This is a genomic window from Thalassotalea sediminis (genome assembly GCF_030295915.1).
GTDB lineage: Bacteria > Pseudomonadota > Gammaproteobacteria > Enterobacterales > Alteromonadaceae > Thalassotalea_C > Thalassotalea_C sediminis.
The window spans coordinates 3,825,891-3,838,812 of sequence record NZ_AP027361.1 but is presented as its reverse complement, the minus strand read 5'-3'; the positions used below and the strand labels follow the sequence as shown (position 1 = coordinate 3,838,812).

General features: G+C 39.9%; 14 protein-coding genes. 6 read left to right on the top strand and 8 right to left on the bottom strand.

Annotation, left to right across the window (positions count from 1 at the left end):
* Window positions 1–3: 3 nt before the first annotated feature.
* Window positions 4–1,257 (bottom strand): ATP-dependent RNA helicase RhlB, encoded by a 1,254-nt coding sequence (gene rhlB / locus QUE09_RS17285; RefSeq protein WP_286234121.1) that lies wholly within the window; start codon window positions 1,255–1,257, stop codon window positions 4–6.
* A gap of 236 nt (window positions 1,258–1,493) precedes the next feature.
* Here rhlB and trxA point away from each other — a divergent pair, with 236 nt between their 5' ends.
* Entirely contained in the window at window positions 1,494–1,820 is a 327-nt protein-coding gene (gene trxA / locus QUE09_RS17280) for a thioredoxin TrxA (protein ID WP_286234120.1), read from the top strand.
* Between the two features lie 186 nt (window positions 1,821–2,006).
* The gene (gene rho / locus QUE09_RS17275) at window positions 2,007–3,266 is read left to right on the top strand and encodes a transcription termination factor Rho (protein ID WP_074496772.1); all 1,260 of its coding nucleotides are present in this window, start codon (window positions 2,007–2,009) and stop codon (window positions 3,264–3,266) included.
* A 35-nt stretch (window positions 3,267–3,301) separates the two neighbouring features.
* Here the strand turns inward: rho and QUE09_RS17270 are convergent, their stop codons facing one another.
* Complete coding sequence (locus tag QUE09_RS17270) at window positions 3,302–3,793, bottom strand: hypothetical protein (RefSeq protein ID WP_286234119.1); 492 nt, start codon at window positions 3,791–3,793, stop codon at window positions 3,302–3,304.
* 199 nt (window positions 3,794–3,992) lie between these two features.
* Here QUE09_RS17270 and ubiD point away from each other — a divergent pair, with 199 nt between their 5' ends.
* Both ubiD and fre read left to right on the top strand, forming a co-directional pair.
* Window positions 3,993–5,486 (top strand): 4-hydroxy-3-polyprenylbenzoate decarboxylase, encoded by a 1,494-nt coding sequence (ubiD, locus tag QUE09_RS17265; RefSeq protein ID WP_286234118.1) that lies wholly within the window; start codon window positions 3,993–3,995, stop codon window positions 5,484–5,486.
* A 30-nt stretch (window positions 5,487–5,516) separates the two neighbouring features.
* On the top strand, window positions 5,517–6,212 hold the full coding sequence (gene fre / locus QUE09_RS17260) for an NAD(P)H-flavin reductase (RefSeq protein WP_286234117.1): 696 nt from the start codon (window positions 5,517–5,519) through the stop codon (window positions 6,210–6,212).
* 42 nt (window positions 6,213–6,254) lie between these two features.
* Here the strand turns inward: fre and QUE09_RS17255 are convergent, their stop codons facing one another.
* Entirely contained in the window at window positions 6,255–6,926 is a 672-nt protein-coding gene (locus tag QUE09_RS17255) for a DUF2982 domain-containing protein (protein WP_286234116.1), read from the bottom strand.
* A gap of 71 nt (window positions 6,927–6,997) precedes the next feature.
* Between QUE09_RS17255 and arfA the strand changes: the two genes are divergently transcribed.
* Window positions 6,998–7,186, top strand: coding sequence for an alternative ribosome rescue factor ArfA (arfA, locus tag QUE09_RS17250; protein WP_286234115.1), 189 nt, complete (start codon window positions 6,998–7,000; stop codon window positions 7,184–7,186).
* Between the two features lie 96 nt (window positions 7,187–7,282).
* The gene (chrA, locus tag QUE09_RS17245) at window positions 7,283–8,431 is read left to right on the top strand and encodes a chromate efflux transporter (RefSeq protein WP_286234114.1); all 1,149 of its coding nucleotides are present in this window, start codon (window positions 7,283–7,285) and stop codon (window positions 8,429–8,431) included.
* 5 nt (window positions 8,432–8,436) lie between these two features.
* On the opposite strand, the gene QUE09_RS17240 is transcribed toward chrA, so the two are convergent.
* From QUE09_RS17240 to cyaY, 5 genes are read right to left on the bottom strand one after another with little or no spacing between them, the layout of a single operon-like run.
* Entirely contained in the window at window positions 8,437–9,645 is a 1,209-nt protein-coding gene (locus tag QUE09_RS17240; protein WP_286234113.1) for a heme biosynthesis HemY N-terminal domain-containing protein, read from the bottom strand.
* Entirely contained in the window at window positions 9,642–10,889 is a 1,248-nt protein-coding gene (locus QUE09_RS17235) for a uroporphyrinogen-III C-methyltransferase (protein ID WP_286234112.1), read from the bottom strand. The genes QUE09_RS17240 and QUE09_RS17235 overlap by 4 nt, the downstream gene beginning before the upstream one ends.
* 4 nt (window positions 10,890–10,893) lie before the next feature.
* Entirely contained in the window at window positions 10,894–11,643 is a 750-nt protein-coding gene (locus tag QUE09_RS17230; protein WP_286234111.1) for a uroporphyrinogen-III synthase, read from the bottom strand.
* Entirely contained in the window at window positions 11,633–12,562 is a 930-nt protein-coding gene (gene hemC / locus QUE09_RS17225) for a hydroxymethylbilane synthase (protein WP_286234110.1), read from the bottom strand. The genes QUE09_RS17230 and hemC overlap by 11 nt, the downstream gene beginning before the upstream one ends.
* A 15-nt stretch (window positions 12,563–12,577) precedes the next feature.
* Window positions 12,578–12,895: an iron donor protein CyaY gene (cyaY, locus tag QUE09_RS17220; RefSeq protein WP_286234109.1), complete on the bottom strand. Its 318-nt coding sequence runs from the start codon at window positions 12,893–12,895 to the stop codon at window positions 12,578–12,580.
* Window positions 12,896–12,922 lie beyond the last annotated feature (27 nt).

Below are 12,922 nucleotides of genomic sequence, written 5' to 3'. Positions count from 1 at the left end.
CTATTACTTCCGGTAACCACCTGGTCGGCCGCGGTTTTGTCCAGCTTGATTAGGCTTATGTCGTCTTTGCCGAGGTTTTGGTTTTGCAAAATCAGTGATTAACGCATCATGATCATACTTGCTTACAGGGAGTGTATGTTCAATATAGTCTTCAATAGCTGGCAGATTAAATACATATTCTTCACAGGCGAGACTGATAGCATGGCCTGTTTCACCTGCTCGGCCTGTTCGACCAATGCGGTGTACATAATCTTCACAATCATCAGGCAGATCGTAATTAAAGACATGCGTTACCTGTGGGATATGTAGACCACGTGCAGCAACGTCTGTTGCGACGAGAATATCCAATTGACCAGCGGTGAATTGTTCAAGAATTTTTAAACGTTTCTTTTGTGGTACATCGCCGGTTAATAATCCAACACGAATACCGTCGGCAATGAGATGATTATAAATATTTTCACAACTGTGTTTTGTATTGGCAAAAACAATAGCCTTATCTGGCCACTCTTCTTCTATTAGTGTTTGCAGTAGTCGCATTTTATCTTCATTTGAAGGATAAAATAATTCTTCTGAGATGCGAGTGTTTGTTTTTTGCTCTGGTGCAATTTCTACACTTACAGGGTCATTCATATGTTCAAATGCAAGCTCTTTAACACGGAACGACAAAGTTGCTGAAAATAGCATACTTAAGCGTTCGGTCGCAGGAGGCATACGTCTAAACATATAGCGAATATCTTTGATAAAGCCTAAATCGAACATACGATCTGCTTCATCTAGTACAACAACATCAATGTGATTTAAATGGTAAATGCCCTGTTTATAGTAATCAATTAACCGACCACAGGTGCCAATAAGGATATCTACGCCACTTTCGAGCGATTGACGTTGACTATCATAACCTTCGCCACCGTAAACTACCCCTAAACGTAATCCTGTTGATTTCGCCATTTCTAAAGCATCACGGTGAATTTGAATCGCCAATTCTCGTGTTGGTGCCATAATTAAAGCACGTGGTTGATTGTGTTCAGCCTTACCTTTAGATAGCAAATGATGGAAAGTGGCGGCAAGAAAGGCAATTGTTTTTCCTTCACCTGTCTGTGCTTGACCTGCTATATCTTTACCTTTAATTAAAATAGGTAATGATTGTGCTTGAATATTCGTGCATTGCTCGAATCCCATAGCAGTTAAGCCTGCTGTTACTGTGGGCTCAAGGCCTAATTCGATAAATGTTTTATCTGATAAATGTGTTTTGTTCATAGCCGCTAAGCTTAACAGGTAAATGTCGTAATAAATACATCCAAGGCAATAATTCACCATAAAACAGCCAATTATTTCAATCCTTTTTACTAACCTTCGGTGAAAAACTAGCAGTAATGTGATAAAACTGCTGTTAAATTGAATATATGCTATTAACTTTTAGCTATGGTAATTCCATTGTATACGCGTATAATCTCGATCAATTTGGCAAAGGGCCAGCACAAACGGAGAGAAAAATGAGCGATAAAATTGTTCAACTATCAGATGACAGTTTTGAAGCTGACGTCATCAATGCATCAGGTCTAGTATTAGTTGATTTCTGGGCTGAATGGTGTGGACCTTGTAAAATGATTGCACCGTTACTTAATGATGTTGCTGAAGAGTATGCAGGTCAGGTAACTGTAGCAAAATTAAATATCGATCAGAACGATGCGACACCACCTAAGTATGGTATCCGTGGCATTCCGACATTATTGCTGTTCAAAGATGGTGCCGTAGCAGATACGAAAGTTGGTGCATTATCGAAAACACAACTTAAAGAGTTTATTGACGCAAATCTATAAACTTTACGTCGATTTAAGGCTCGCCAATTGCGAGCCTTTTAATTTATGTGATTTGTAACTTTACGCTTTAAAAATTTAATGCTAACTTTATAACTCAACAGAAAAGAACATATCTTCAAATCAAACCCTATTCAAACAACAAGCCAGCAGGCCAACATAAACCGTAAACAGCCTAAGAACTTCACTATGAATCTTACCGAACTTAAAGAAAAATCCGTCAATGAATTGGTTAAACTAGCTGAATCAATGCAGTTAGAAGACCTTGCTAGAACACGTAAACAAGACATTATTTTTGCAATACTTAAAAAGCACGCCGAAAATGACAATGACATTTTTGGAGGTGGTGTTTTAGAAATACTACAAGATGGCTTTGGCTTTTTACGTTCAGCTGATTCATCGTATTTAGCTGGTCCAGATGATATTTACGTTTCTCCCAGTCAAATTCGACGTTTTAGCATGCGCACCGGTGATACCATTGCTGGTAAAATACGCGCGCCAAAAAAAGGTGAACGTTATTTCGCACTCTTAAAAGTAACGGAAGTTAATTTTGACCGTCCAGAGAACTCACGTAATAAAATCTTATTTGAAAATTTAACGCCGATTCATCCAAATCAGCGCATCACCATGGAACGTGGTAATGGCTCAACTGAAGATATTACTGCGAGAGTACTTGATTTAGCGTCACCGATTGGTAAAGGCCAACGTGGTTTGATTGTTGCGCCGCCAAAAGCAGGTAAAACGTTATTACTACAAAATATTGCGCAAAGTATTGCTTACAATCACCCTGAAGCAGAGCTTATGGTGCTATTAATTGATGAGCGCCCAGAAGAAGTAACTGAAATGCAACGCCTAGTAAAAGGTGAAGTTGTTGCTTCAACCTTTGATGAGCCAGCTAACCGCCATGTGCAAGTAGCAGAAATGGTCATAGAAAAAGCTAAACGTTTAGTTGAGCATAAAAAAGATGTGGTGATTTTACTTGATTCAATTACCCGTTTAGCACGCGCTTATAACACCGTTATTCCTTCATCGGGTAAAATTCTTACCGGTGGTGTTGATGCGAATGCATTACATCGTCCAAAACGCTTCTTTGGTGCAGCACGTAACATTGAAGAAGGCGGTAGCTTAACAATCATTGCAACGGCACTGATTGAAACTGGCTCTAAGATGGATGAAGTTATTTACGAAGAGTTTAAGGGTACCGGTAATATGGAATTACACCTTTCTCGTAAAATAGCTGAGAAGCGTGTATTCCCAGCTATCCATTTTAACCGCAGTGGAACACGTCGCGAAGAGTTATTGACTAAGCCTGATGAACTGCAAAAAATGTGGATACTACGCAAAATCGTACATGAAATGGGTGAAATTGACGCTATGGAGTTTATGATAGATAAACTTGCCATGACTAAAACCAATGATGAATTCTTCGATTCGATGAAGCGTAAGTAAGATTATTTAAAAAACGTCAGCAACGCTGACGTTTTTTATTTCTGTGTTACGGCTTCATACAAACCATCAAATACCGTCACCCATGTACTGCCATTGTCTTGGCTACTTTGCCAAAGTTGTCTTACCTTGCCACCCTTTAAGGGGGTCCAGGTGATTCTATTTAAGACCTGATTGCCCTTTTCGCTTGTCGTGCCTGTCATGACCATACTATCTTGTTGCATACCGCCTGACAGCAGTAATAAATTTCCCTGACTATCAACCCACGTTTGATGCCAACGTTTATTTTTCCGGTCGTATATATTGAGGCTTTTACCCGTGAATCCGTCTGGTGTTGAATACTGTTCTAATAGCGTACAACCTTGATTAATGGAAACGACTGTATTATGCCTAACTATCGTGTCCGTTTGGGTTGTGACTTGCCAATTACCAAGCCAAAAATCAAACTCTCTATATTCAGCGTCGTTACAAGCCGCGTTTACGTTTACTGTAAAAAATAATAATAAGATTACTGAAATATACTTATTCATTGGTAGCGCTCCTTTTCCCTACCGTTAGTATAAGGTGTTATTTGTTTATCGATCACCATCATCGCTTATTAATGCAATATTTAGTGCATTAATTTGATTACTCAGCCTATAAATTTGTTGTGTTTTTGAACGACAAATCACCCACAATGGTGTAGTATTCGCGCCTTAATGTGAATACTGACAGCAAACAAAGTAATCAATGAAATATAGCGATTTACGAGACTTTATCACTCAACTTGAAAAGCTAGGTCAGCTCAAGCGGATCAGTATGCCTATTTCGACTGATTTAGTGATGACTGAAATAAGCGACCGTACGTTAAGAGCGGGTGGTCCTGCGTTATTGTTTGAAAACCCTGAAGGTTATGATATTCCAGTATTAACGAACCTTTTTGGAACACCTGAAAGAGTTGCTTTGGCAATGGGACAACAAGATGTTGCTGCTTTGAGAGATGTAGGCAAATTACTTGCTATGCTAAAAGAGCCTGAACCACCGAAAGGTTTTAAAGATGCGTTGGCGAAGCTTCCTGTTTACAAGCAAGTATTGAATATGCCTGCTAAGGTTGTTAAAAAAGCGCTGTGCCAAGAAGTTGTGTTATCGGGGAATGATGTTGACTTAACTCAGTTACCTATTCAAAAATGCTGGCCTGGTGATGTTGCTCCACTTATTACTTGGGGGTTAACAGTGACCAAAGGACCGCATAAAGCGCGTCAGAATTTAGGTATTTATCGTCAGCAATTAATTGGTCAAAATAAAGTGATCATGCGCTGGTTATCACATCGTGGTGGCGCACTCGACTTTCAAGAGTGGAAACAAACACATCCTGGAGAGAAATTTCCAGTATCTGTTGCCTTAGGTGCTGATCCTGCGACTATTTTAGGGGCGGTTACGCCGGTACCTGATAGTTTGTCAGAATATGCCTTTGCTGGTTTATTACGTGGTAGTAAAACAGAAGTTGTTAAATGTATTAGTAATGATTTAGAGGTTCCTGCCTCAGCTGAGATTGTTTTAGAAGGCTACATTGACCCTGAAGAAATGGCGCCAGAAGGGCCATATGGAGATCACACGGGATATTATAACGAAGTTGATGACTTCCCTGTATTTACAGTTACGCATATTACGCAACGCCAAGCGCCAATATATCATAGTACGTACACAGGTCGGCCACCTGATGAGCCAGCCATATTAGGTGTAGCACTAAATGAAGTATTCGTGCCTATTTTGCAAAAGCAATTCCCCGAAATTGTCGATTTTTATTTACCACCAGAAGGTTGTTCATATCGTTTAGCCGTGGTCACCATGAAAAAGCAATACCCCGGACATGCTAAAAGAGTAATGATGGGCGTTTGGTCTTTCTTACGACAGTTTATGTATACAAAATTTGTCATCGTATGTGATGATGATATTAATGCTAGAGATTGGCAAGACGTTATCTGGGCGATGACCACACGCATGGATCCCGCCCGAGATACAACGATGATTGAAAATACACCGATCGATTACCTTGACTTCGCATCACCTGTATCGGGGTTAGGTTCTAAGATGGGCATGGACGCAACAAATAAATGGCCGGGTGAAACAGAAAGAGAATGGGGAGAGCCCATTGTTATGGATGAAGCCGTTAAGTCGGCAGTAGATGAAATTTGGTGTGATCTTGGTATTGAAGACTCACTCGAAAAACAAGAGAAACAGTAGCGCATTATCGCGTTCAATAAAGGTTATTAAATGAAGCAAGTGCAATGTAAAGTTGAGTCGGTAACATCGTTAACTAAACATGTATATAAAGTGTTATTACGACCAGAAATTAAGGTAGATTTTCTTCCTGGGCAATATTTGAACTTTGTTATGGACGAAAGCGATAAACGGCCATTTTCTATTGCCAGTTCACCAAAGCGTGAGTTAATCGAATTGCAAATTGGCGCATTTGGTGCTGACAGTTATCCAATGCAGGTAATCGAACGTATTAAAGCGAATGAAACCGTACAAGTTGAAATACCTCTTGGCAATGCAGAACTCCGTCAAGAAAGTGATCGCCCTTTATTATTATTGGCAGGCGGTACAGGTTTTTCTTATATTAAATCGATGTTTGAGTACCTTGCTGATACAGGTTGTGAACGAGAAGTGCTAGTGTATTGGGGATTACGTGACCCAAGTGCATGCTATGAGCTTGAGCAAACAGTTAATACCATTGCTAAGATAGCCAATGGCAAATTTATTCCTGTTGTTGAAACTCCGCATGATGACTGGGCTGGTAAAGTTGGTATGGTGCATAAAGTTGTCATGAAAGATATTGAAAACTTAAATAAGTATGATATCTATGTTGCGGGTCGATTTGATATGGTTGGTGTTGTACGTACTGACTTTGTTGCAAATGGTGCAGATATTGACCATATGTTTGGCGACGCCTTTGCCTTTATTTAAACGATATGTATTTAATAAAAAAAGCACCGAATGGTGCTTTTTTTATTCATAATGAATACTCGCGGTTTTGCAATGTCTAAGTAAAGCCGAAAATTCTGTTAATGATCGATCGACATTGCCATCAGTGATAAATAGGTGTGAACCAAGTGCTGCTTTTAATGTTTGGCATTGATGAAGAAACCCTGCGATTGGTCCTTTGATTTTGTCGCCATTTTCACACCGATATGGTTCAAAATTAATCACGGCCTGTTCTGGTTTAATCAGTTTATTCGCAACGCAATAAGTAACTAAAGGCTGTTGCTCATGTATTAGGTGGTTAGCAAGCCGAACTGAGATCTTATCTTTAATGCTCTCAATATTATCCAGTGTTAAGCCAATATAATTAAGCTCATCCAATACAATCCCTTTTGCGTTGGTTAGTGGTCTAATTGACATAATATGCTGCCAACTCAGTTGCCATTGCCCTTTACGGTGCTTAAATTTAAGGTATTTGGGCGTAATATAAAAACTTACTTTGGGCTCAAGTAATTTAACAACGCCAAGTGTTACTCCCGCGATAGAGGCGAGAATCAAAAACATTAAAACAAACTTTGCGTCTTGCCAATAAAATTGACTAAAGAGCGTAATGATCAGTAAAGCTAATAAGCTTATTAGGGTAATGAATAAACCATGGCATTTTATTTTTGGTTTGATCAAAATTATTGGTTGAGTCATTGATGAAAAAATGTATCTTTTTTATTCATGCTGTTTTTATAATAGCGAGAATTTATAAAAGAGGAAAAGTTATGAGTAAAAAAGACAATAAAAGTTATGCATTAGCGCACGAAAGAGGTGAAATTAAAGCTAATTATTTAGCTGCTTTAGTAACGTCAAAGGCCTTTAAAACGCAAGTGGTAAAAGCGAAAAAAGGTAAAGGTTCATTCAAGCGAAAAGCTAAACATCAAGGTCGAGAGCCTTATTTAATGGCAGCGTAAACGCTGGAATTAAATAAGGCTTTCTTGGCTTATGTCATCAAGTTGTCATTAATTATTGGTAATGTAATTGGTTTTGCGAAAAGAGGTTGAGTTACTTTGTGGCAAATATTTATTTCATTTCTGTTACTTGGCTGCTTGTCTTTTGGCGGGCCTGCCGCTCATATAGGCTACTTTCATCGTACTTTTGTTAAAGAAAAAAAGTGGTTGTCAGCGGAAGAGTATGCCAATTTAGTGGCACTTTCACAGATTCTGCCTGGGCCGGGTTCGAGTCAAGTTTGTTTTGCGATTGGCTACCAACAAGGTAAATTAATTGGCGCATTTTTGGCATTTTCGGCGTTTACTTTACCGTCATTTCTTCTCATGTCAGTATTTGCGATGTCATATGCTGCATTCAATCAACACCCTTTTATTACTGCCTTGATTAGTACATTAAAAATTGTTGCTGTAGTCGTTGTAATTGATGCTGTATATGGCATGTTTCGTCAGTTTTGCCAAACTAAAATGACGCGAAGTATATGCCTTTGCTCCGCGATTTTCTTACTCCTTTTTCCTTCGCCGGTTAGCCAAGTGATTGTTTTGGTTTTTGCTGCTGTCATTGGAGGCTTGCTGTTAACAGCAAATAAATCTACTGAGGCTGAGGTTTCGCTCTCATTTGTTGGGCGTAATATTTGGTTTTGGCTATTTTTAGTGCTGTTAGGAGCGAGCTTGCTACACTACGAGCAAACAGTAATATCGCTTTTCTCTCGTTATTTTCAAGCGGGAAGTTTAGTGTTCGGTGGTGGGCATGTTGTTTTACCTTTACTGCAATCGTTGACTGTTGATCAAGTGAGTAACGATGCCTTTATGGCAGGTTATGCTGCTGCCCAAGGAATACCGGGGCCAATGTTTACCTTTGCAAGTTTTTTAGGCAGCGTAGAGTTAACAGCTGAGCCGTTTCTTGGTGCGTTAATTGCGACAGTAGGGATCTTTATGCCTGGGTTTCTATTGATGTTAGCTTTTTTGCCGCATTGGCATCAGCTTTCAGCGCAGCGCCATATTGCCGGTGTAATTTTAGCGGTAAATGCAGCTGTGGTAGGGTTATTACTTAATGCGCTCTATCAACCTTTGTTTGTTAGTGCGGTAGGCTCGGCAAGTGATGTTGCGATGATATGTGCTGGATTATTGATATTAAAAGTATTCAACTGGTCTGTATTACGGCTATTAATGATAGCCGTGGTTAGCGCTTTACTAACCACGTATATGTAAAACTTTTATTGTGATTCAGTGTCATTAAGCATCAATGCTTTTCTTAATGCAGACAGTGCTTGTTCAGGTTTATTCTGTTGTTCTAAAACGTGTGAGAAAGTCAATAAGTCAAACTTGTCGACAGCACCATCGTCTAGGTGCAATCTTGCATTAAATGCTTTTTCTGACATATCCCATTGTTTATCCATCGCAGCTAAATGCGCCAAGGCTGTTAACCATTTGGCACTTTTAGCATCATGATGTAAATGCTTTTGCACTGCTTGGATAAGTGCTTCAACGTGGGTAAGCGGAAGCCGACGCATTTCACTCAGTAGTTGATCATTAGCGCCTTTCTTTATTATAGGTAATAAAATTTTAGTCAATGGCTCGTTAATGCGATTTTCTGCAAGTACGTGACAATATGCTAGTAATACCGATTCTTGTTGTTTTACTTTGCGTGAAAAGCTATTCCAATAATCATTCAACGCTTGATTATCACCTTCTACAATCTTCTGCGTAAAGGCGCCCGTAAATGCTGCTTTTTCCCAATCAGCTAATTGTTTTGGTGTAAATATTTTACTCTTTCTCGCTTTATTTAGTTGTTCCACGACATAGTAAAAACGCTTTTCAATTAAGCTTAAGTTTATTTCTAAACCTAGCAGACGATCATCGTGTCCGATAAACTTATGGTATTTGTCGATAAGCGCTCGCGCTTGTTTAAACTCTTGATGACTCATCAATAGCTTTATGGTGACTAAAATAGATTCTAAGCCTGTCTCTTTAGCATCTAATGTATCGCCATTAAGTTGCGTTAAATAGTGTTTGGTATTGTCAGGTAATCCTTGCAAGTCCGCTGCACTTGCAGCCATTAAATAGGCTATTTCGGTAAAAGGGGTAGCCTCTGCAGATTTAATGAGTAAATGCTCTGCTTGCTTATTATCGCCAAGTACATAGGCCGATATACCTTTCTGTAAGTTTCTTAAGGCGCGACGTTGGCCTGCAAACCTTACTTTATGCCAGGCAGTGAAACTTAATGATAAGCCGCCACGAAGTACCTTTATCGTGATCAATAAACCAATAAATAATAGTACGAGCAAAATCAACGCAGTGACGACCGTCGATTCAATGGTATATTCTCCCATTGCAACAAGAATGTAGCCTTTTTCACCAATTAAAATTGGACTCAGTGCAACTGCTGCAAAGAAAATAACTAAAGCTAAGATGAGGCGTTTCATATAGTGTTTCCACCTTCTTCTTGATTCGTGTTTTGTGCAGGTTTAACTTGCTCCCCTGATGGTTGCTCAGTATGATTTTCGTCGGGTAGTTTTTCTAGGGCTGGCTTACGCAAAATATTTCTTATCGCATTGAGTGACTGTAATGTTGTTGGGTAGTCAAACTTTATTGTCTCTGACTTTAACTTTTGTAATACATTGTTAAATTTAATTGTTTTTTCTTGGCTTGTATCAAAATAACTAAATAGCCAAGCTTGTGCTTTATCTAATAACGCAATATATAACACTTCATTTTCTTTACTTGCGGCCCATTGTGCTTGTTGCAACTTTAACGATAAATTTTCTTTCAAATTTTGTTGGTGACTCGGCGACATAAGCGGCTCTACACTGCCATTGCGTCGTCTGATAGTGATAAAGTCTTCTTTAAAACGATGCCATGTTTTTGCTAAATTTTCACGCCAATCTGCTGTGCTATTAGACAGTGTTAAATTATCTTCATCTTTCACAGGCTCTGGCACTTTGGCCATCGCAAGAGGCAATTGCCAAATCTGCTCTTCTAGCGCGATAAGTGTTAGCGTTACTTCTTCGGTTGCTAATGTAGGTAACTGCTTTAACGTTTCAATATCTTTGCGTATTTGTTGTCTAATAGGTAAAAACTTTGGCGCATTGAGTTCTTTGAGCCGTTCATCAGCGTCGGATAATAGGTTTATTGCGGCAATGGTGTCTCTCTCTAGCCACATCGTTCTACTTGCAACACGAATAAGATATTCTGCTTCGTGTATGAGCCAGTCTTGTGGTGAAGACTGCGATAATCGAGAGATTTGTGCGTTTAATTGAGCAATGCGGTTGTCATTCGTAGCTTGAACTGTGTCTAAAGCTTGCTTTAACGTTTCGTTGAATCGTATTTTTTGTGTCTCTAAGCGCTGCTCAATGAGCGTTAAAGCTGCACGATTAGACGATTGTAGTTGTGCTTCTATTAGCGTTTGTCTTTCTGCAGCGACCTGTTGTTGCCAATAAAATAACGCACCGATACCTGCAAGTGCTACGATAGATAATAACACTGCAAACACTGCCGTTTTGGAAATAGTATTGCTAGTATGCTTAATTGGAGCGGCACTAGGTGTGCTTTTTTTCACATCTTCTCTTTTAGTGTCTACCGTTGTTTTTTCGCTGTTGTCTTTATCTGAGCCAAGGGCTTCTTTCTTGCTATTCGGCGTTTTATTATCAGGAGAAGTGGGAGCTGTCATGTGGTTATTCCATGCCTTTTAAAGTTTTCACGATGGCACTGTCATTGGCGCCGTCACTGATCAATATGTTTCGTAAGCCTAACGAGTGACCTGTTTCTGCAATACGTTTACTAGGGACGACAAACGTACATTTGTTAGCCCAATAGTCGTTTACTGGCGATAGCAGTTCAACCATGCGAATTAATTGTGATTCACTTGTGATGACCATAGCGTTTATTTGCTTATTTTTCCAGACTTTGTCTTGTTCTGCAGGAATATTTAGCCAATTTCGCTGATAACTTTCAAAATAATGTACGTTCGCACCACGTGCATTCAAGGTTGTTGCTAAATGTTCTCGGCCGCCATTGCCGCGTATAATAAGTACGTTGCTATTTGAAATGTAAGGAGAAGATAATGGCGATAATGCTAGCATGCCTTCGCTATCATGGCGTTTAGGACATATTGCTTGTAGCCCCAACGTTTTTAGCGCATCTCGAGTTTTATTTCCAACGGCAATTAACGTGGTTTCTGGCGTTAACCAATCGTGAAGTGGCCATGTGTTATTTGTAAAGTCGACAGCGGCTTGACTGATAAAAATGACAATGTTGGGCTTAACTTCGTTAACGAGTGATTTTAGTACTTTGCTAGAACTATTTGCCTGATACTCAAGTAAGGGTTGGCAAATGCTTTTAATACTCGCATTATCAAGCGCCTGCTGTAATTGCCAGCAGGCGGGTTGTGGGCGGGTATTGAGAACGTACAAGCTATTGCTCATATACCTGCTTTAATATTTTATCGGCGCCTTGCGCAAGTAACTTTTCAGCGAGTGCATTGCCGAGTTGTTCTGCATTTTCGGCGTCCCCTTGTACTTCGTCACTTATGATTTCACTGCCATCAACGGCCCCTACTAATCCTCGAAGGTAGATGTGTTTTCCATCTAAGGTTGCATAGCTGCCAATAGGCACCTGACACCCTCCTTCAAGTTTACTATTCATGGCGCGTTCTGCTAACACACGAATACGTGTTTCATGGCATTCAAGAGGGGCTAATAGCGCTTTAATCGTCTCATCATTTGTACGGCACTCTATGCCGACAGCACCTTGGCCATTTGCGGGTAACATAACTTCAGGTGGAATATATTGACGAATGCGGTCTAACATTTGTAGGCGAATAAGCCCTGCGGACGCTAAAACGATGGCATCAAACTCGCCAGCATCTAATTTCGCTAAGCGTGTATTCACATTACCACGTAAACTACGGATCACTAAGTCTGGGCGTCTAGCCCGCAGTTGGCTTTCTCGGCGTAAGCTAGAGGTACCTACTATTGCGCCCTGTGGCAGTTCGTCAATACTATTGAAATGATTAGAAACGAAAGCGTCACGAGGATCTTCACGTGGACAAATTACCTCTAACCCTAATCCTTCAGGGAATTCAACAGGTACATCTTTCATCGAATGAACGGCAATATCTGCATTACCTTCTAGCATCGCCACTTCTAACTCTTTGATAAAAAGCCCTTTACCGCCTACTTTTGCCAATGGAGTATCGAGAATAATATCGCCTTTTGTCGTCATTGGAACGAGCTCCACGGCAAGGTTGTCGTGAAAGTGTTCTAATTGAGCTTTTACATACTCTGCTTGCCACAACGCTAAAGCACTTTTACGTGTAGCAATGCGAATGATCTGTTTTGTCATGAGGAGTCCTAACTATTATGCGCTTAGAGTGACTTGAGCGTCTGCTTGTTTTGAAACAGCGTCAGAAATAAATTGCCAAAATTCACCGCCGCCGCGTTTATCATGCCACTGGTTATTATCGAAATGAAAATGGTGGCCATTAAACTTGGTTGCTACCCATATTTCATGAAGCGGCGCTTGTTTGTTGATGATGATTTTGCTGGCATTTTTGAAGGTAAGGGTTAACATGCCACCAACACCTTCGTAATCGATATCAATACCACAATCTTCTATTGCTTCTTCGAGGGTCAATAACAGTTCGTCGGCCATTAGATTGTATTGTGTATCGTTCATTGAGTGATCCTTTTATTGAATCGAAAA

Bases quoted from the DNA above. Each gene is read 5' to 3' on its own strand.
- rhlB (WP_286234121.1), bottom strand. From the start codon at position 1,257: ATGAACAAAACACATTTATCAGATAAAACATTTATCGAATTAGGCCTT.
- arfA (WP_286234115.1), top strand. From the start codon at position 6,998: ATGAGTAAAAAAGACAATAAAAGTTATGCATTAGCGCACGAAAGAGGT.
- hemC (WP_286234110.1), bottom strand. From the start codon at position 12,562: ATGACAAAACAGATCATTCGCATTGCTACACGTAAAAGTGCTTTAGCG.
- rho (WP_074496772.1), top strand. From the start codon at position 2,007: ATGAATCTTACCGAACTTAAAGAAAAATCCGTCAATGAATTGGTTAAA.
- cyaY (WP_286234109.1), bottom strand. From the start codon at position 12,895: ATGAACGATACACAATACAATCTAATGGCCGACGAACTGTTATTGACC.
- ubiD (WP_286234118.1), top strand. From the start codon at position 3,993: ATGAAATATAGCGATTTACGAGACTTTATCACTCAACTTGAAAAGCTA.
- fre (WP_286234117.1), top strand. From the start codon at position 5,517: ATGAAGCAAGTGCAATGTAAAGTTGAGTCGGTAACATCGTTAACTAAA.
- QUE09_RS17235 (WP_286234112.1), bottom strand. From the start codon at position 10,889: ATGACAGCTCCCACTTCTCCTGATAATAAAACGCCGAATAGCAAGAAA.
- trxA (WP_286234120.1), top strand. From the start codon at position 1,494: ATGAGCGATAAAATTGTTCAACTATCAGATGACAGTTTTGAAGCTGAC.
- QUE09_RS17270 (WP_286234119.1), bottom strand. From the start codon at position 3,793: ATGAATAAGTATATTTCAGTAATCTTATTATTATTTTTTACAGTAAAC.
- QUE09_RS17240 (WP_286234113.1), bottom strand. From the start codon at position 9,645: ATGAAACGCCTCATCTTAGCTTTAGTTATTTTCTTTGCAGCAGTTGCA.
- QUE09_RS17255 (WP_286234116.1), bottom strand. From the start codon at position 6,926: ATGACTCAACCAATAATTTTGATCAAACCAAAAATAAAATGCCATGGT.
- QUE09_RS17230 (WP_286234111.1), bottom strand. From the start codon at position 11,643: ATGAGCAATAGCTTGTACGTTCTCAATACCCGCCCACAACCCGCCTGC.